At 70.7% G+C, this 20,188-nt stretch carries 8 protein-coding genes; 5 read left to right on the plus strand and 3 right to left on the minus strand.

Annotation, left to right across the window (positions count from 1 at the left end; translation table 11 throughout):
- Nucleotides 1–207: 207 nt before the first annotated feature.
- The 4 genes from DFR74_RS33140 to DFR74_RS33155 are packed head-to-tail and all read left to right on the plus strand — an operon-like array spanning nucleotide 208 to nucleotide 16,467.
- Complete coding sequence (locus DFR74_RS33140; protein ID WP_084538037.1) at nucleotides 208–13,881, plus strand: non-ribosomal peptide synthetase; 13,674 nt, start codon at nucleotides 208–210, stop codon at nucleotides 13,879–13,881.
- Entirely contained in the window at nucleotides 13,878–14,843 is a 966-nt protein-coding gene (locus DFR74_RS33145) for a daunorubicin/doxorubicin resistance ABC transporter ATP-binding protein DrrA (protein WP_067512656.1), read from the plus strand. Before DFR74_RS33140 ends, DFR74_RS33145 begins: the two co-directional genes overlap by 4 nt.
- Nucleotides 14,840–15,658 (plus strand): ABC transporter permease, encoded by an 819-nt coding sequence (locus DFR74_RS33150; RefSeq protein WP_084538038.1) that lies wholly within the window; start codon nucleotides 14,840–14,842, stop codon nucleotides 15,656–15,658. Before DFR74_RS33145 ends, DFR74_RS33150 begins: the two co-directional genes overlap by 4 nt.
- A gap of 5 nt (nucleotides 15,659–15,663) precedes the next feature.
- Nucleotides 15,664–16,467, plus strand: a complete 804-nt coding sequence (locus DFR74_RS33155) for an ABC transporter permease (protein WP_228791832.1) — start codon at nucleotides 15,664–15,666, stop codon at nucleotides 16,465–16,467.
- A gap of 52 nt (nucleotides 16,468–16,519) precedes the next feature.
- Here the strand turns inward: DFR74_RS33155 and DFR74_RS37510 are convergent, their stop codons facing one another.
- The 3 genes from DFR74_RS37510 to DFR74_RS33170 form a co-directional block, all read right to left on the minus strand.
- Nucleotides 16,520–17,281 (minus strand): hypothetical protein, encoded by a 762-nt coding sequence (locus DFR74_RS37510; RefSeq protein WP_232331866.1) that lies wholly within the window; start codon nucleotides 17,279–17,281, stop codon nucleotides 16,520–16,522.
- A gap of 35 nt (nucleotides 17,282–17,316) precedes the next feature.
- Complete coding sequence (locus tag DFR74_RS33165; protein ID WP_233444468.1) at nucleotides 17,317–18,207, minus strand: HNH endonuclease family protein; 891 nt, start codon at nucleotides 18,205–18,207, stop codon at nucleotides 17,317–17,319.
- A gap of 79 nt (nucleotides 18,208–18,286) precedes the next feature.
- Nucleotides 18,287–19,003 (minus strand): phosphate signaling complex PhoU family protein, encoded by a 717-nt coding sequence (locus tag DFR74_RS33170; RefSeq protein ID WP_228791827.1) that lies wholly within the window; start codon nucleotides 19,001–19,003, stop codon nucleotides 18,287–18,289.
- 117 nt (nucleotides 19,004–19,120) lie between these two features.
- Here DFR74_RS33170 and DFR74_RS33175 point away from each other — a divergent pair, with 117 nt between their 5' ends.
- Nucleotides 19,121–19,516 (plus strand): nitroreductase/quinone reductase family protein, encoded by a 396-nt coding sequence (locus tag DFR74_RS33175; protein ID WP_067512661.1) that lies wholly within the window; start codon nucleotides 19,121–19,123, stop codon nucleotides 19,514–19,516.
- Nucleotides 19,517–20,188 lie beyond the last annotated feature (672 nt).

Raw genomic sequence — 20,188 nt, forward strand, 5'->3', positions numbered from 1 at the left:
GACATGCGGATTCCGGGGTGCCGGTGCGGGTGCCGGGGCTACACTGCCCACGGAGTCATTCCGATGCGCACGTTGGCCGACACCCCCGCCGAGAGGCCCGTTCCCACACGCGGCCCGGCTCACTACGGCCCGGTGCGCGCCCGTTACCGGCGCGTGTCCTGAGGCCGTTTCACCCCCTTTCTTCTCTTCTGTCCCCGGGACGTTCGTATGACTCAGCAGACCCTTTCACCGTCGGCCGACGGCGCGACGCTGCCCGACGGCGCGTTCCCGCTCTCGGCCGCGCAGCGCGGCATCTGGTTCGCCCAGCACTTCGCGGGCGACACCCCGATCTCCATCGCGCAGTATGTGGAGTTCCGCGGTGACCTCGACGTGGCGCTGCTCGCCGACACCGCGCGCCGCGCCGGGCGCGAGTTCGGCACCGGCTACCTGCGGCTGATCGAGGTGGACGGCTTCCCGTTCCAGGTGATCGACACCGCCCTGGACGACGAGCTGCCGGTGATCGACCTGCGCGGGGAAGCCGATCCGGTGGCGGCCGCGCACGCCTGGATGCGCGCGGAATACAGCGCGCCGCTGGATCTGCTGTCCGACCGGCTCGCCGCCTACGCCATGCTGCGGCTCGGTGACGCGCACTGGTTCTGGTATCAGCGCATCCACCACATCCTGCTGGACGGGTTCGGCGCGATGACCATGTTGCAGCGCATCGCCGCGCTGTACAACGCGGTGGTGGAGGGCCGCGAACAGCCCGCGAGCAAGGCGGCCGATCTGCGCGCCATCGTGGAATCCGATGTGGCCTACCGTGATTCGGACCGGTTCCGGACCGACGGCGCGCACTGGCGCGAACACCTGGCCGGACTCTCCGAACCCGTGAGCCTGGCGGGCCGCGCCGCGCCCGTGGAAGCCCACCCGGCCCTGGTGACGGGCGAATTGCCCTCGGCGACAGCGGAATTGCTCGACGCGGTGGCGAAGGCGGAATCGTCGAGCATCGCCCCGATCGTGGTGGCGGCGTTCGGCGCCTACCTCGGCGCGATGACCGGCGCCGCCGAGGTCACGCTCAGCCTGCCCGTCTCCGGGCGCACCACCGCCGCGCTGCGGAACTCCGGCGGCATGGTCGCGAACGTGGTGCCGCTGCGGCTGCGCCCGGCCGCCGAGGTCACGGTGGGCGCGCTGATCGCCTCGGCGCAATCCGAACTCACCTCGGCGCTGCGCAGGCAGCGCTACCGGCAGGAGGACATCGTTCGCGATCTGGGCCTGCCGGTCGACGAGGCGTCGTTCGGGCCGACGGTGAATCTGATGATGGTGGACACCAGGATTCGGTTCGGCGACGTCACCGGACGCATGCACGTGCTCACCTCGGGACTGATCGACGATCTGTTCCTCAACCTGTATCCGGGCGTCGGCGGCGAGACCACCCACATCGACTTCCAGGCCAACCCGAACCTCTACGGCGACGACGAACTGGCCGCCCAGCACCGCCGCTTCCTCGACTACCTGCACCGGTTCCTCGCGGCCGGGCCGGACGCGCCGCTGCGCGTGGTGTCGGTGCTCTCCGATGCGGAGCGCGCCGAACTCGTGCCGGCACGGGGTCCGGCGGGTGTGCCCGAGGCATCGCTGCCCGACATCCTCGCTCGCGGTGTGGCCGCCGCACCGGACGGCGTCGCGCTCCGCTTCGGTGCGAAGGTTATGACGTACCGCGAGGTGGATGCCTACGCCAATCGTCTGGCGCGGCTGCTGATCGCCGCCGGTGCTGGTCCGGAAACTACTGTGGCCGTGGCTGTTCCGCGCTCGCTGCACTCGGTGCTGGCCCTGTGGGCGGTGGCGCGGACCGGCGCGGCGTTCGTGCCCGTCGATCCGGCGTATCCGGCCGACCGGATCGAGCACATGCTCGGGGACAGCGGTGCGGTGGCGGGCGTGACCGTCGCGGCGGCGCGTGTGGCGCTGCCGGACCGGATCACCTGGTTGACGTTGGACGACCCCGTGACCGAAGAGGTTGTCGCGCATCAGGATCCGTCGGCGGTCGAGGCCGAGCGGCGGGCGCCCGTGCGGCTCGATCAGACCGCCTACCTCATCTACACCTCCGGGTCCACCGGTCTGCCGAAGGGCGTCGCGGTGACCCATCGGGGGCTGGCGAATCTGGTGGCGAGCTCCGGTGCGGCGTTCGGTGTGACGCCGGATTCCGTTGTCGCGCACGCGGTGTCGCCGAGTTTCGACATCTCCGTCGAAGAGCAGTTGATCGCGTTCGCGGTGGGGGCGACGCTGGTCGTGGTGCCGCCGTCGGCCTACGCGGGGGAGGAACTGGCGGGCGTGCTGCGCGAACATCGCGTGACGCACTTGAACGTGACGCCCGCCGTGGTGGGCACCCTCGATCCGGCGAGCCTGCCCGCGCTGCGGACCGTGGTGGTCGGCGGCGACGCGTGCCCGCCGGAGCTGGTGGCGAAATGGGCGGGCCGCACCCTGCTCAACGGGTACGGGCCCACCGAGACCACCGTCACGGTCACCGTCAGCGCGCCGCTCGTCCCGGACGAGCCCGTGTCCATCGGGAGTCTCGCGAAGGACGTCACCGCGCTGGTGCTCGATGGCGCGCTGCGCCCCGTCGCGCCGGGCGCGATCGGCGAGCTCTACCTCGGCGGGCCCGCGCTGGCCCGCGGCTACCACCGGCGCACCGGACTGACCGCGAGCCGGTTCGTGGCGCATCCGTACGCGCCGGGTGAACGCCTGTACCGCACCGGCGATCTGGTGCGCTGGCGCAGGCGGGGCGGCAGGCTGGAACTGGACTACGCGGGCCGCGGTGACTTCCAGGTGAAGGTGCGCGGCTATCGCATCGAGCTGGGTGAGGTGGACGCGGCGCTGGAGCGGCTGCCGGAGGTGGATTTCGCCCTCACCCTCGGCGCCACAACGCCCGGCGGTGCGACGGCGCTGGTGTCGTATGTGCTCGGAGCGGACGTGCAGCCTGAGGCGGTGAAAGCCGCTGTGGGGGAGAGTCTTCCGTCGTACATGGTGCCGTCGGTGATCATGGTGCTCGACGAGGTGCCGCTGACGCCCGTCGGCAAGGTGGACCGGCGGGCCCTGCCCGCACCGGATTTCGGGACGCGGACCGCCGTGCGCCGCCCGCCCACCACACCGCGCGAGGAGACTTTGGCCGCGCTGTTCGCCGAGGTCCTCGGAGTGGACGCGGTGGGCGTGGACGAGAACTTCTTCGCCCTCGGCGGCGACAGCATCGTCTCCATCCAGTTGGTGTCGCGCGCGCGAACCGCCGGGCTGCGGTTCAGCGCCCGCGACGTGTTCGAACGCAAGACCGTCGCGGCACTGGCCGCCGTCGCCACCGACGCCGAGGATCTCGCGGTCCGGGAGTTGCCGGGCGGGGGTGTGGGCGAGGTGCCGTTGACTCCGATCGTGCACGCGATGCTCGAGCACGGGGAGTCCTGGAACCGGTACAGCCAGGCGGTACTGATCGCGCTGCCGTCAGACGACGTGGATGCGTTGCGGTCGGCCGTCCAGACGTTGGTCGATCACCACGACGTCCTGCGCAGCACTTTGCGTCGCGTGGGAGACGAGTGGCAATGGACTGTTGCCGAGGTGGGTTCGGTGGTGGCGTCCGCGTTGATCGAGACCGTCGACGTCGATCTGTCGGATGAGCGGGTTCGCGAACGTGAGCTGCAAAGGGCCGCTGATCGTCTCGATCCGCGCGGGGGAGTGGTGGGCCGGTTTGTGCTCCTGCGTGGAGCTGAGGGGAGCGCTGGTTTGGAGGGTGATGTGGCGCGTGGGGTGGGCGAGGGTGGCGGCGCGGAGGGCGGTCTCGCGGCCGGAATGATCGAGAGTGGCGGCGCGGAAGGAGATTTCGCGCGCGGCGGGGTGACCGTCGACGCTGCGAAGTCCGAGGGCAGCTCGGCACTGCTGTGGATTGTGCTGCACCACTTGGTGACCGACGGCGTGAGTTGGCGGGTGCTGCTGCCGGATCTGGCGACGGCGTGGTCGGGCGGCGAGTTGACGCCGGCCGGCACGTCCTACCGGCGCTGGGCGCACGCCAATCAGGAGCAGGCGCGGGTGCGCGAAGCCGAACTCCCCGTGTGGCAGCGGATTCCGAGGTCGGATCCGCCGATCGGCACGCGGACTCTCGACCCGGCGCTCGATACCGTCGACACCGCGGCGGACCTGATCACCACCGTGCCCGCCGACGTGGCGAGCACCGTCCTGGACGTCGCGCCCACGCTGTTCCACTGCGGCGCCGACGAAGTGCTGCTCGCCGCCATGACCATGGCGCTGCACCGCTGGCGCGGGCGGACCCGTGCGCTGTTCACCCTCGAAGGGCACGGCCGGGAGGAATCCGTGCTGCCGGGTGCGGATCTCGCGCGCACGGTCGGCTGGTTCACCAGCGTCTACCCGGTGTCGATCGACCTGGGCGACCTCGACATGGACGAAGCCTTCGCGGGCGGCGAGGCCGCGGGCGCGGCGATCAAGGCGGCCAAGGAACAACTGCGATCGATACCGGATCGCGGTGTGGGATACGGGATGCTGCGCTATCTCGACGCGCGCACGGCACCTGTCCTGGCCCAGGTGCCGACGCCGCAGATCAGCTTCAACTACCTCGGCCGCGCCACCCTCGCCGACGAGGGCGCTTGGCTGCCACGGCGATTCGCCGCGACCAGGAACGGCGACGCGCCGCTGCCCGCCGTGCTGGACGTCAACGCGATCATGGGTTCCTCCGGTCTCGAGGTCACCTGGACCTACGCCACCGGTGTGCTCACCGAGGCCGAGGTCGCCGAGTTCGCGAACGAGTGGACCGTCGCCCTCGCGGCGCTGGCCATGCACGCGCACGCGGCGGGCGCGGGCGGTCACACGCCCTCCGACTTCCCGCTCGCGCGGGTGACCCAGCGGCAGATCGACGGGTGGGAACGCCGCTACCCGAACCTGACCGATGTGTGGCCCCTCTCGCCGTTGCAGTACGGCCTGCTGTTCCACGCCTGGTACGACAACGACACCGCCGACGGCTACACCGTGCAGAGCAGGCTCGCCCTGGCCGGCCGCGTGGACGCCACCCGGCTGCGCGCCGCCGCGCAGGTGCTGGTGGACCGGCACGAGAACCTGCGTGTCGCGTTCGCCGAGACCGAGGACGGCCCGCGCCAGCTGGTGCTCGCCGCCGCCGAAGTGCGCTGGGACGACGTGGATCTCACCCATCTGCCCGACCCGGACCGGGAGGTGGACCGGCTCGTCGCCCTCGACGCCGCCACCCGCTTCGACCTCACCGCGCCCCCGCTGCTGCGCTTCCGCCTCCTCCGCACGAGCGCGGACACCTGGACCCTGCTGATGACCAACCACCACGTCATCCTCGACGGCTGGTCCACGCCGCTGCTGGTCCGCGAACTCCTCACCGTGTACGTGGCGGAGGCGGCGGGGAGGGACCCGGCCGACGTGCTGCCTCCGGCGCCGTCGTATCGCACGTTCCTCGCCTGGTTGGCCGAGCAGGAGCGCGTGTCGACGGATCCCGCCGTGATCGAGGACCAGCGCGACGGCACTGACCTCGGGATCGGTGAAACCGGCTCTGGTGCAGTGGGTATCGCCGCCGTTGGAGGAGTCGACGCGTCGAGGGAGGCAGAGGCGGATCCCCTCGCTGACGGGTCAGGTGCACCGGGCGACACGCAGTCGGTCGGAACCCACTCGGCGACAACAGGTTCCGCAGCCCTGGAGGCGTGGCGCGAGGCGTTGGCCGGAATCGACGCCCCCACGCGCGCCGTGCCCTCGCTCGCGGGCATCGAGTCGACCGAATCCGGCACGGTCTCCCTGGATCTGCCCGCCGAGGCCGTGGCGCGGCTGGAAGCCACGGCGCGCGCGGCGGGTGCCACCGTCAACACCGCCGTGCAGGTGGCGTGGGCGCTGGTGCTCACCATGCTCACCGGACGCACCGATGTGGTATTCGGCGGCACCGTGTCGGGGCGGCCGCCGCAGCTGCCCGGCGTCGAGGACATGGTGGGCCTGTTCATCAACACGCTGCCCGTGCGGGTGCGGCTCGATCCCGCCGAGCGGGTCGCCGATCTGCTGGCGCGCGTGCAGAGCGAGCAGGCGCGGTTGCTGGATCATCAGCACGTCGGGCTGGCCGCCATCCACCAGGCCGTGGGCCTGGCCGAATTGTTCGACACCCTCACCGTTTTCGAGTCCTACCCGATCGACCGGGAGGCGCTGTCGCAGTCCCTCGACGTGGCGGGGATGCGGGTGCTCGATGTCGAGGGTACCGACGCCACGCCGTATCCGTTGAACCTCATGGTGATTCCGCTGCGCGGCTTGCCCGGCGCTCCCGGCGACACGCTGCGCGTGAGCGTGAAATACCTGGCCGATCACCTGGGTGAGGCCGAGGCCCGCAGGCTGCTGGAGCGCTTCGTCGCGCTGCTCGACCAGATCGCCGCGTACCCGGATCGGCTCGTCGCCCGCCTGCACCACTGCGATCCCGCCGAGCGCGCCGCCCTGCTGCCCGTGCGCGGGCCCGAGTCGGTGCCGCAGCGCACGCTGCCCGACATCCTCGCGGCGGGGGCGGCGATCGATCCGGCGGCGCTGGCGGTCAGCGCGGGCGGCGACACCATGACCTACGGCGAACTCGACGCCTGGTCGAACCGGTTCGCGCGGGTGCTGCTGCGGCGCGGGATCGGCGCGGAAGTGTTCGCGGTGCTGGCGCTGACTCGCTCGGTGGAATCGGTGGTCGCGGTGTGGGCACTGGTCAAGACCGGTGCAGCCTTCGCGCCGCTGGACCCGAACTACCCGGTGGAGCGGATCGAGCACATTCTCACCGACTCCAAGGCGCCGATCGGCGTCACGGTGCGCGCCACCGGCGAGACCCTGCCCGCCACCATCGACTGGCTGCTGCTCGACGACCTCAACACCATCCGCCACGCCATGACCGTGCCCGACGGGCCGATCACCGACGCCGAACGCGGCGGCGCGATCCGGATGGACCAGACCGCCTACCTCATCTACACCTCCGGCTCCACCGGCAAGCCGAAAGCCGTGCTGCTCAGTCATCGTGGCGTCGCCAATCTGGTCGCCGCGCAACGGGAGTCGCTGGACCTCGACCCGACCGCGCGCGCCTTGCAGGTGGCCTCACCGAGCTTCGACGCGTCGGTGTTCGAACTGCTCACCGCGCACGCGATGGGCGGCGCGCTGGTGCTCTCGCCGCCCGAGGTCTACGGCGGCGCCGAACTGGAACGGCTGCTGCGCACCGAGCGGGTGACGCACGCGGTCATCACCCCGTCGGTGCTCGCCACCATGGAGCCTGGCGGGCTGACCGAGCTGCGGGTGCTGTCGGTCGCGGGCGAGGCGGCCGGACCGGAGCTGACGGCGCAGTGGTCACCGGGCCGGCGCATGGTGAACCTCTACGGCCCCACCGAATTCAGCATCTGGGCGACCGGGCCCGGCGAACTGCGCGCGGGCGAGCCGGTCACCATGGGCGGTCCGATCCGCGGGGCGGCCGCGATGGTGCTCGACGGCTGGCTGCGCCCGGTCCCGGTCGGCGTGGAAGGCGAGCTGTACTTGGCCGGACCGGCCATCGCGCGCGGGTACTTCAACCGATTCGCGATGACGGCCGGACGGTTCGTCGCGAATCCGTATGGCGCGCCGGGTGATCGGATGTACCGCACGGGTGACATGGTGCGCTGGGTGGAATCCGGTGGCGACCGTGATTCGGCGCTGGAACTGGAATATCTGGGCCGCAGCGATTTCCAGGTGAAGATCCGCGGGTTGCGCATCGAACTGGGCGAGATCGACGCGGTGCTGGCCGCCGACGATCAGGTCGAGTACGCCGCCACCCTCGGCTGCCCCGGCCCGGCGGGGGAAACCGTGCTGGTCTCGTACGTGGTGCCGAGTGATCTCGGCCGTGAGTCCGCCTCGCGAACAGACGGTTTCGACACCGAGCGGCTGCGCTCCCGCATCGCGGGCGAACTGCCCGGCTACATGGTGCCCGCCTATCTGCTGGTGCTGGACGAGGTTCCGCTGACACCCGTCGGCAAGCTGGACCGAAAGGCCCTGCCGATGCCGGACTTCGACGCGCTGCGCCGCCGCTACCTCGCCCCGCGCACGCCGGTGGAGGAGGCGGTGGCGGCGGTGTTCGCCGACGTGCTCGACGCCGACCGGGTGAGCGTGGACCACTCGTTCTTCGAACTGGGCGGCAACTCGCTCAGCGCGACCAAGGTGGTGGCCAGGGTGAACGCCGCGCTCGGCGCGACCATCGCACTGCGCGACCTGTTCGACGCGCCGACCGTCGCCCAGCTCGCCGCCCGCGTGGTGCCCGCAGCGGCGGGGGAGCGGGCCCGCTTCGCCCTCGGCCCGCGCCTGCGCCCGGACCGCATTCCGCTTTCGCCCGCCCAGCAGCGCATGTGGGTGCTGAACCGCCTCGACCCCGCCTCACCCGCCTACAACATCGCGGTCGCCCTGCGGCTCACCGGCCATCTCGACCTCGACGCCCTGCGCGAGGCCGTGCGCACCCTCGTCGAACGTCACGAGACCCTGCGGACCCTCTACCCGTCCGACGCCGAGGGGCCGCGCCAGGTCGTCATCGAGGCCGCCGCCGCGACACCGGACCTGCGCCCCGTGGCGGTCTCCGAACTCGAACTGGCGTCTCGCATCGCGGAACTTACCGGCACCGGCTTCGAACTGGCCACCGAATCCCCGTTCCGCATCGGGCTGTTCCGGGTGTACGCGGACGATCGGGGCTCGCGTGCTGTTCCCGTCGTGCGCGATGGTGCGAGCGTGACCGGGAGCGAGCACGACGAGTCCGGCGTCTATCACGCCGGACGAAGCGCCGTGCCCACGAGGGCGATTCGATCAGCATCGCCCACGGATCCGGCGGACGGGAACGCATCACCGGATGACGAGAGCGTGCACGTGGTGGTCCTCGTCGTCCACCACATCAGTGCGGACGGAACATCGATGGCCCCGCTGGCCACCGATCTGATGGCCGCCTACGCGGCCCGCACCGTCGGCGCCGACGCGGACCTGGCCGCGCTGCCGGTGCAGTACGCCGACTTCGCGCTGTGGCACCGCGAAGTGCTCGGCGCCGAGGACGATCCCGAATCCCTGGTGGCCCGGCAGGTGCGGTACTGGACTGAAACGCTGTCCGGCGCACCGGATCTGCTCGAGCTGCCCACCGACCGGCCGCGCCCGGCGGTGCGGAGCGCCAGGAGCGCCGACTTCGAGTTCCCGGTGTCCGCCGAATTGCACCGCGCCCTGGGCGAACTCGCCGCGACCACCGAGACCAGCCTGTTCATGGTGGTGCACGCCGCGTTCGCCACGGTGCTGGCGCGTCTCGCCGCCACCGACGACGTGGTGATCGGCACCGCCGTCGCCGGTCGCGGTCACGCCGCGCTGGACGGGCTGGTCGGCATGTTCGTCAACACCCTCGCCCTGCGCACCCGCGTGCGGCCGGACGAGTCGTTCCTCGACCTGCTCGCCGCGGTGCGCATCGGTGATCTGGACGCCTTCGCCCACGCCGACGTGCCGTTCGAGCGGTTGGTGCAGGTGCTCGATCCGGTCCGGTCCACCGCGCACCACCCGGTGTTCCAGGTGTCGCTGTCGTTGCAGAACTTCGTCACGCCGGAACTCGCGCTGCCGGGCCTGCGCATCGCGGTGGAGGACCTGAACCGCGACGCCTCCCAGTTCGACCTCACCCTCGACCTGCGCGAACACCTCGACGGCACGGACCGGGCCGGGCTCACCGCGACCCTCACCTACGCCACCGACCTCTTCGACCCGGCCACCGCGCGGTCGCTGTCGCGGCGCTGGCTCGCGGTGCTGGAAGCCGTGGTCGCCGAGCCGCACCGGCGCGTCGGTGATCTGGACCTGCTGACCCCGGCCGAACGCGCCGACCTGGTCCCGGCGCGCGGTCCGGAGAGCGTCGAAGGCACCACCCTGCCTCGCCTGCTCGCGGAGACGGCGGCCGCGCATCCGGACCACCCGGCCATCGTCGCGGGCGACACCACCCTCACCTACGCCGAACTGTCCGCGCGGGCAACGACACTCGCGCACCGGCTCGCGGCGGCGGGTGCGGGGCCGGAAACCGTTGTCGCCCTGGCCCTCACCCGGGGCGTCGAACTGCTCGTCGGCCTCTGGGCGACCGCCGTGACCGGCGCGGCGTTCGTCCCGGTCGACCCGAAGCATCCGATCGACCGCATCGACCACATGCTCACCGACTCCCGCGCCGTACTCGGCCTGACCGTCGCCGCGCACCGACCGGCCCTGCCGGACACGACCCGCTGGCTGGTCATGGACGACCTCGAGCCGGGGGAGGATGGCGCGCTCGCGGCACCGGATCCCACCGGTCCCGCCGTGCATCCCGACACCCCCGCCTGGCTGATCTACACCTCCGGCTCCACCGGTACGCCCAAGGGTGTCGCGGTCTCCCATCGCGGCCTCGCGGATCTCGTTGCCGCGCAACGCGAACAGCTCGCGCTCGAAGAGCACGCCCGCGTCCTCCAGGTCGCCTCACCGAGTTTCGACGCGTCGGTGTTCGAAGCGCTCATGGCGTTCGGGTGCGGCGCGACCTCCGTGGTCGCACCGCCCGACGTGTTCGGCGGTGACGCCCTCGCGGCGCTCGTCGCGGAGCGGCGGGTTACGCACATGGTGATCACGCCGTCGGCCCTGGCCACGGTGGACCCCGCGCGGGTGTCGAGCGTGCGTGTGCTGGCGGTCGCGGGTGAGGCCGTCGGCCCAGAACTGGTCGAACGCTGGGCGACCGGACGCACCATGGTGAACCTCTACGGTCCGACCGAATCCACCATCTGGGCAACGGCTTCCGGTGCACTCGTACCCGGCGCGCCGGTCACCATCGGCACGCCCATTCGGGGTGCGGCGGTGCTCGTGCTCGACGCGCGACTGCGACCGGTGCCGCCCGGCGTCGCGGGCGAGCTCTACCTCGCGGGTCTGTCGCTGGCTCGCGGCTATCACGCGCGCCCCGATCTGACCGCCGCCCGCTTCGTCGCGAATCCTCATGGCGCGCCGGGGGAGCGGATGTATCGCACCGGCGACCTCGTGCGCTGGACCACCGACGGTGACTTGGAGTACGTGGGCCGCACCGATTTCCAGGTGAAGGTGCGCGGCCAGCGCATCGAACTCGGCGAGATCGACGCCGTGCTCGGCCGCGCCGAGGGGGTGGAATTCGCGGTCACCCTGGGTGTTGCGGGTCCGTCGGGCGCGACGGCACTGGCCGCCTACGTCGTCCGCGAGCCCGGCGTCGCACCCGATGTCGAGGAGTTGCGCGCCCACGCCGCCGCCTCCCTGCCCGCGTACATGGTGCCCTCGGCGTTCGTCGTGCTCGACGCGCTCCCGCTCAACGCGGTGGGCAAGTTGGACCGGAAAGCCTTGCCGGAACCTGTGTTCGGCGCGGATGCCGCCGAGTACGTCGCCCCGCGCACCCCCACCGAGCGGGAACTCGCGGCGATCTACGGCGAACTGCTCGGCCGCGCTCGCGTCGGCGCGCAGGATTCCTTCTTCGCGCTCGGCGGCGACAGCATCCTAGCCATCCAGCTCGTCTCCCGGGCGCGGCTGAGCGGCCTGACTCTCACGCCGCTGCAAGTGTTCGAGCACCGGACGGTGGCGGCGCTCGCGGCCGCAGCCGATGCGGCCGGAGTGGCGGTCACCCTGGACGAATTGCCCGGCGGCGGTGTGGGTGCCATGCCCCTGACCCCCATCGTGCGCTACATGCTCGAACGCGGCGGCGACCACCGGCGTTTCGCGCAGACCGCCGTGCTGGAGCTGCCCGCGGGCATCCGCGAAGACCAGCTCGTCGCCACCCTCACCGCCGTGATCGACCGGCACGACATGCTGCGCGCCCGCCTCTCCGACGGGCCCGAGCCGACCCTCGAGGTCACCGCGCCCGGTTCGGTGGACGTGGCCGCCCTGCTGCACCGCGTCGAATTCGACGCCGCCGCCGACACTCTCGACCTGCGCGAATACGCGAGCGCCGCATTGGATGCCGCGCTGGACCGGCTCGATCCGGCCACCGGTGCGGTGCTGCGCTTCCTGTGGTTCGACCCGGTCGGCGCGGCGGGTGACCGCAGCAGGCCGGGCCGGCTGATCGTCGTCGCGCACCACCTCGTGGTGGACGGCGTCTCCTGGCGCATCCTCGTGCCCGATCTCATGGCCGCGTGGGCGCAGGTCTCCTCCGGTGCGACCCCGGTGCTCGCCGAGGTCGGCACCTCGATGCGGCGGTGGGCGCACGCGCTCGCCGAGGAAGCGCAGGCGCCTGGTCGCGTCGCCGAAATCGACTACTGGCGCGACGTTCTCGACGCACCGGACCCGATGATCGGTGGCCGGGAGCTGGATCCGCGCCGCGACGTGGCGGGCACCTTGCGCATGGTCGACATCGCGGTGTCGGCGGAGACCACCACGGCCCTGCTCACCACGTTGCCCGCGCTGTTCCAGGGCGGCGTCGAGGACGCCTTGCTGGCCACCTTGGCGCTGGCGGTGCGGCGGTGGCGCGGCGGCGACAGCGTGCTGTTGCGGCTGGAGGGGCACGGTCGCCAGCAGGAGATCGTTCCGGGTGCGGATCTCTCCCGGACCGTCGGCTGGTTCACCAGCATCTACCCGCTCCGCATCGACCTGAGCGCCGTCGATCCCGACGACGCCGCGCGGGGCGGCCCGGCCCTCGGCACCGCTCTGCGCGCCGCGAAGCACCGCCTGCTCGCCGTGCCGGACAAGGGTGTCGGATTCGGGTTGCTGCGCTACCTGAATCCCGAGACGGCACAGCGGCTTCCACACCGACTCCCCGGACGGATCGCGTTCAACTACCTGGGCCGCCTCGCCGGCGGCGAGATCCCGCCCGGCCTCGAAGGACTCGGCTGGCTGCCCACCGACGACCTCGGCGACCTGCCCGCCACCGAACATCCCGGTGTCCCCCTGCAAGTGGAGATCGACGTGAACGCGGTCGTCGTCGGCGATCGCCTGCGCGCGAGCATCGGCTTCCCCGAAACCCTGCTCAACCACGGCGAGGTGGCGGAACTGGCCCGGCTGTGGCGGGAGATGCTCGACACCGCGGCGGCTTTCGCCCACACCGCGCACGCTCGGGAGGCAGCCGCCGAGGAGCAGAGCGCCCGCGCGAGCGAAACCGCTACTCCCAGCAGCGCGCTGGGCCTGGACGTGCTGTTGCCGATCCGCGCCGACGGTGACGAGCCGCCGCTGTTCTGCGTCCACCCGTCCTCCGGAATGTCCTGGAGCTACTTGGGATTGGCGGAAGCTCTCGCGCCGGGGCGGCCGATCTACGGCCTGCAAGCGCCGGATCTGAGCGGCCGCGAACCCTCCGCCCGCAGCATCGACGAGTTCGCCGAACGCTACGTGCGCGAGATCCGGGCCGTGCAACCCGAGGGGCCGTACCACCTGCTCGGCTGGTCGTTCGGCGGGCTCATCGCGCACAATATCGCGGCCCGCCTGGCGGCCGAGGGCGCCCGGGTCGGCACCCTCGCGCTGCTCGACGCCGACACCGCCGATATCGACGGCGACAGCATCGAACCCCTCACCGCCGGTGCGTTCGTCAACGCGTTCGGCGCCGTGTTCGGCATAGACGACGTGCCCGCCGACGCCACGGCGCAGGATGCCGCCGACCTGATCGCCGCCCGCACGGGGGGTGTCGCGCTGGTGGACGCCGCCATGCTCGAACGGATGGCCGGGTCCTACAACGCCTCCGCCCGCACACGGACCGGCTACCGCAGGCCCGTGTTCGACGGCGACGCGCTGTATTTCAGTGCCACCGTGGACAGTTCGGACATCTTCGGCCCGGAAGGCTGGCGGCCCTACGTGACCGGGGCCCTCACCAACCACGACGTCGCGGTCACCCATGACGAGATGACCGCGCCACACGCGCTCGCGCAGATCGCACGTGTGCTGGACGAACACCTGGGAGGCACACAGTGAACGAGTACGGAGTCGTGGTGGAAGGCATCGAGAAGTCCTTCGGCCAGGTGCGAGCTCTGCGTGGCGTGAATTTCACAGCGGCGCAAGGGGAAGTGCTCGGCATCCTCGGGCCGAACGGCGCGGGCAAGACCACCACCGTGAACGTGCTGTCCACGCTCATCGCGCCGGACCGGGGTCGCGCGGAAGTGGCCGGGTACGACGTGGTGGCCGATCCGGCGGCGGTGCGGCGCTCCATCATGCTCACCGGGCAGTTCGCGGCGCTGGACGACATGCTCAGCGGCTACGAGAACCTGGTCATGTTCGGCAGATTGATGGGCCTGCGCAAACGCGAGGCCCGCGCTCGCGCCGACGAACTGCTCGCCGAGTTCGATCTGACCGGTGCGGCGGGCCGCCGGGTCGGCACGTACTCGGGCGGGATGCGCAGGCGGATCGACATCGCGTGCGGGCTCGTCGTCCGGCCCGACGTGGTGTTCCTGGACGAGCCGACCACCGGCCTGGACCCGCGCAGCAGACAAGGCGTGTGGGATCTGGTGTCGGGCTTCCGCAAGCACGGCATCACCACCCTGCTCACCACCCAGTACCTCGAAGAGGCCGACGCGCTGTGCGATCGGATCATCGTCATCGACCACGGTGTGGTGATCGCCGAGGGCACCGCCGACGAACTCAAATCCCGCACGGGCGGCAGCTATTGCGAAGTGGTGCCGCTGCGCCTGGAAGACCTGCCCGCCATCGCGACCGCGCTGGGATCGCTGCTACCGCAGGAAATCAGGGCCGCGCTCACCCCGGAATCCGACCGCCTGGCCATCCCCGCGCCCGACGGGGCGAAGACCTTGGCCGAGGCCCTTCGCCGACTGGACGCCGCCGGTGTGGAACTGGTCGACATCGCGCTGCGGCGGCCCTCGCTGGACGACGTATTCCTCCAGCTCACCGGACATCTCGCCGACGCGGAGCAGCGGCCGTGACCGCCGGGGCCTGGCTCACCGACGTGCGCGCCACCCCGGTGCGGATGCGGCAGTGGTGGGTGCTCACGGCGCGCCTGGTGACGCCGTCGCTGAAGACCGGCGAGGTGCTCACCTCCGTGCTCGCGCCGATCACCTTCACCGCCAGCTTCTACATCCCGCTGAAGACGGTGATGACGTTCGCGGGCACCGGATTCAGCAGCTACGCGCAGTTCATGATGCCGATCGTGATCCTGCAAGCCGCCGCGTTCACCGCCATCGGCGCGGCCTTCCGCTCGGCCACCGACGCCGTGTCGGGACTGGACCGGCGCTTCGGCGCGATGCCGATCGGGCCGCTGGTGCCACTCGCGGCGCGCATGTCGGGCAACGTGTTCCGGCTCGTGATCGCGATGATCTCCGCGGTGGCCTGCGGTTACGTGATCGGGTTCCGGTTCCGGCTCGACACTCCGCACACCCTGGGGTTTCTCGCGTTCGGGATGCTGATCGGCATCGCGTTCACCATCGGCGCGGACGTGATCGGCACGGCGACCAAGAGCCCCGAGTCGACCACCCAGGCCCTGGTGCTGCCGCCGCTCATCCTCGGCATGCTCTCGACCGGTCTGGCGCCCGCGACCCAATTCCCCGAGTGGATACAGCCTTTCGTACGCAACCAGCCCGTGTCGCAGTTCGCGATCGGCTTGCGCGCGCTGGCCGGTGACACGGCGGGCAACGCGGGCGAGGTGACGTGGGCGTTGATGGGGCCGCCGCTGCTGTGGATCGCGGCGATCCTCGTGGTGTCGATACCGCTGGCCTGGCGGCTCAGCGCGAGGAGGGCGTGATGGTGATGACGGTGGCGCGCGCCGACGCGCGCGGTGAGACCTCGGTGGCGGGACTGGTGCGCCACACCGTGATCCAGACGCAGCGGCTGCTGCTGCGCTGGTCGCGCAACCCGGTGGCGCTGTTCGAGACGCTGATCATCCCGTGCCTGCTGCTGCTCATGCTCGACATCGTGGTGGGCGGCCAGATCCAGAAGTTCTCCGGCACGGATGCCCTCTACGGGTCGGTGCCGATGGTCGCCATAGTCGGCGCGCTGTCGGGCGCGGTGGCGAGCGGGGTGATGCTCGGACGTGAGCGCGACGCCGGTCTGCTGGCCAGGTTCTGGGTGCTGCCGGTGCACCGGGCGTCGGGTCTCACGGCGCGCATCCTCGCGGAGGGCTGTCGCATCCTGATCGGCACGCTGGCGGTGGTGCTCGTCGGGCACCTGCTCGGCTTCCGCTTCCAGCAGGGGCCGCTCGCGGCGCTGATGTTCATCGCGATCCCGGTGCTGTTCGGGCTGGCGTTCGCGACGCTGGTCACGGCGATCGCGGTGTACAGCGCGAAAGCCACACTGGTGGAGGGGATCACGATCCTCACCTCGCTGCTGATGTTCTTCAGCACCGGTTTCGTCCCGCTGATCGCCTACCCGGAATGGATCCAGCCGGTGGTCCGCAACCAACCCATGTCGGTCGCGGTCGACACCATGAAAGCCCTGGCTCTCGGCGGACCGCTCACCCGCCCCCTGACCCTCACCTTGCTGTGGTCGCTGGGTGCGGTGGTGCTGTTCGCGATTCCGGCCGTCATCGGGTATCGGCGCGCGAGTCGGCGGTGAGAAGTTCGGTGCCGGGGCGGTGCGTCGACCGCCCCGGTTCGAGGGTGCTGAATCAGGAATCGCCGCTGTCGGGAACCGCACCGGGGGACTGCGCGGCGGTAGCGCCGGTGGTCGACGCATCGACGTGAGCGGACGGCGATGCGTCCGGTGCCGAGGCGGGATGGGATTCCGTTGCCGTGCCGGGTGATGCGGGAGTTCCGGCCGCCGTGGGCGACTCCGGAACCGGGCTCGGATTCAGGCTCGGGCTCGCTGAGAGCTCAGCGTCGGCACTCGTATCGGGTTCGGCCGCTGCGGTTCTCGCATCCGCGGTGGCGCTCGCATCGAGGTCAGGCGTGGCACCCGAGCCGGGTTGGACCACGGCGTTCGTGTGGGGGCAGGGTGCTGCGCTCAGGTCGGGGCTGGCTGCGGCACTCGCATCGGAGTCGGCCACGGCGTTCGGCTCGGAGTCGGGTACGGCGGTGGCATCTGGGTCGGCTCCGGCCCCCGCACTCGCGCCCGGTTCGGACGCGCCCTCCGCCGACACAGCCGCCGCCGGTTGCCCGCCTTCGGGAGATGCCGGGGGAGCGGTGGTTTCGGACTCGTCCGGCGGATACGCCTCGAACGGCAACACATTGCCCGCCGCGTCGCGCGCGCCCTTCTCCGCCTCGATGGCGGCGGCGAGTTCGGCGGTGGTGGACCAGGTCCTGGGTGGGTCGAGATCGAGATTGCCGATGGTGAGCCAGGTGTCGGTACCGCGGTAGCGGACCAGCCCCTTGCCCTCGGCGTCGACGGTGACATCGAGTTCGCCGGACACCGTCCCTTCCTCTTCGGTCATGACGGCGGCCCCGGCGGAGAGCTCGATGATCTCGGTTATCGGAAACCTCCTCGTTGGACGCATTCGTCGACCGCCGAGCGCAGCGCGGTCATTTCGGCGGTGTCGACGGTCAGCCCGTACTTTATCTTGACCCGAACGTAACGCTCGACATATCCACACCGGAATTCGCCGGGCGGCAGATAGTTCGCGGCGTCCTGATCACCCTTGGAACGATTGGCCGTCGGATCGGAAGCTTCCAAGTTGAGCGCGTCGTTGGCGATGCGGCGCCGGGTCTGCTCGTCGCCCTTCGCGGCGCCCGAACGCCATGCCTCGGCGAGCGGGACGATGTGTTCGGCGTCCACGCCGGAGGAATCGGTGATCCATTTGTACTCGCGCAGCTGCCCGGTCTTGCGGTCCAGCACGCCGTAGCGATCGCGCCACCCGCCGTCGGCCCCGACGGTCACCACACAGGTCTTGGGATCGAGGGTCACCGAACCGGTGCTGTCGCGCAGCAGCATCACCTCGCGCGTGGAACATTTGCTGTACCGGGCGAATTCGTCGCCGAAGCCGTGCTCGAGTTTATTGGTGTCCCAGTGCGGGAACTTCTCGCGGTCGTAGCCCGTCATCGAACCTTCCGCCGCCACAGTCAATTTCCCGAGCAGGTCGCGGATTTCCTGTGCGGAGGTGGCGGCCGAGCCCGCGGGCCCGGGACCGGAACCGTCCTTCGCCGACATCTCCTCCAGCACCGTGTAGGCGGCGACGACCGCGATGGCGACCAGAATGGGTGCGGCGAAAGCCAGTGCCCGGCGCACCATGCCTGGCTTGGTGGACGAACGCGTCATGACAGCGCTCCGCTCGCCGGCGGGACCGAGACCATCTGCAAGTTTTTTCCTAACACCTACGCACCGAACTATGGCGCGGGACAAGCTACCCGGGCTGACTGCCACGGAACGCCAACGCGGCGTATGACATTCGGCACGTTTAGGATAACCCGTTGCGGGCCAAGGTGTCTCCGTGAGCGTGCTGCTATCGTTCCTCGTCGGGCTGCGCAGTGGGCGGAATTCCGGTGTCGTGGAAGCGAACCAGGCGCCCGATGCCGTCGGTGTGGTCCACGCAGCGTTCCAGATGGTGGCCGAGCAGGGCCAGGTCGATGATCGTGCCGGCCGAGTGCGGCGGCTCGGATTCGGCGAGGGTGGTGCGCAACCGGGTCCGCAACTCGGCGAGCTCGTCGGGCGTCGGCACGGCCTCGTCGGGCAGGTGACCCGTCGCCACCGCCTGTCCGGCCAGCGCGGTGCGCTGCGCCGCGAGCCTGCCCAGCTCGGCCAGCACCTCCAGAATCGGTTGCGGCGCGACATGATCGGGATGGCTTCGATAGACGCTGTCGGCGACCAGGTTGGCCAGTCGGCCGATCCGGGAGAGCTCGCCCGCGATCTGGATCGCCGTCACCACATGTCGCAGATCCCGCGCCACCGGCGCCTGTAGCGCCAGCAGCACCACCGTGCGCGCCTCGCACGCGCCGAACATCGTCTGTAGCTGCTCGTCCAAGGCGAAGACCTCGTAGGCGGTGGCGAGGTCGGCGCGCACGAGCGCGTCGGTGACACGCTCGACGGCGTCGTGGGCGAGCCGGCACATCAGCGTCAGATCGTTCGTCAACGCGAGAAGCTCATGGGTGAACTGGGTCCGCACAGCCGAATTCTCGCCCATGGCGGGGTGCGCGCGGAAACGATTCGCGCGCACCGTCATCGCCGATCCGCGTGCCGATGCGGCCCGGGAGCGGGGAAAGCCCTGGTGCACAGGGGAAATAGCACGCGTGCATCACCTCGCTCGGACAAGGCTCCCGGCCGGTGCTACGGTCGGGCCATGCCGAGCAAGAACGACGTGCAGCACCGCCTGGTGACCGCGTTCCAGCGCCGGGTCGGCAATCCGCTCCTGCGCAGGCGCACCGCCCAGCAGCTGCTGGAGACGACCGGCCGGGTGAGCGGTGAGCCGCGCGTCACCCCGATCGGCGGCCGCCGGATCGGCAACCAGTTCTGGCTGGTCTCCGAATTCGGCGAGCGCTCGCAGTACGTGCGGAACATCAAGGCCGACAACAGGGTCCGCGTCCGCCTGCGCGGCACCTGGCACACCGGCACCGCGCACCTGCTCCCCGACGACGACGCGGTGGCCCGCCTGCGTGAACTCCCGCGCGCCAACAGCGCCGCCGTCCGCCTCGTCGGCACCGACCTGCTCACCATCCGGGTCGACCTCGACGACTGAGCTCGTCGCGCATCCGGTCCGCGGCGTTCAGCGCTGAATTCCGTTCCTGCGGTTAACTGTTCGCGGGTACGTAGCCGTGCGAACCGAGGTCCGGTCGTGCCCTCGCGGTGTCCGTAGTGAAACGCCCTCTCATGGCCTTGTGTAGCAATCTTCTAGCTATCGAACTGGATGGCATCGACGTGCTCTCGCGACCGCCTGTTCGTGACGCTTCGGCGTCGGTAATCGGACCTGTGTGCGCCGGCCCGGGGCTCGGCGATCCTATGGCAGCGCGCCCCGAATCCCGCTCTACCCTTGGGTTTTGTGTGCTACGCCGCACTCCGGCGCGCAAAGTGATGCGCTTCACGTATCGCGTGAACCTCGCGTCGAAACGCTCGATAAGTGGCGATCCTCACACCACCCTGATTTTGTTGTGACGCAGAGTACCTATTAGCTTGACGGATGTTGGCATTGACGCCGGATACGGAGAGCGCCATGTATTTCCCCCCATCCCGTGCCCGTCGCGCGGCGGTCGGACGCCGTTCATGACGCCGGAAATCCGCAGCGTGGAACGCGAATCCGCGACCGCGATCGTGCGCCGCAATTTCTCGGACACGGTGGTGTCGTCGTTGCGGACGTTCGGTCGTGCGGTGGGGATGGCGCAGGAGTCGGTGGCTGGAACGGTGGGTGACTTGG

Origin of the sequence: Nocardia puris (genome assembly GCF_003315035.1) — a bacterium.
Lineage (GTDB): Bacteria > Actinomycetota > Actinomycetes > Mycobacteriales > Mycobacteriaceae > Nocardia > Nocardia puris.

What these genes read in the sequence shown, in the direction of transcription:
- DFR74_RS33155 (WP_228791832.1), top strand. Translation starts at nt 15,664, where the DNA reads ATGACGGTGGCGCGCGCCGACGCGCGCGGTGAGACCTCGGTGGCGGGA.
- DFR74_RS33140 (WP_084538037.1), top strand. Translation starts at nt 208, where the DNA reads ATGACTCAGCAGACCCTTTCACCGTCGGCCGACGGCGCGACGCTGCCC.
- DFR74_RS33175 (WP_067512661.1), top strand. Translation starts at nt 19,121, where the DNA reads ATGCCGAGCAAGAACGACGTGCAGCACCGCCTGGTGACCGCGTTCCAG.
- DFR74_RS33170 (WP_228791827.1), bottom strand. Translation starts at nt 19,003, where the DNA reads ATGACGGTGCGCGCGAATCGTTTCCGCGCGCACCCCGCCATGGGCGAG.
- DFR74_RS37510 (WP_232331866.1), bottom strand. Translation starts at nt 17,281, where the DNA reads ATGACCGAAGAGGAAGGGACGGTGTCCGGCGAACTCGATGTCACCGTC.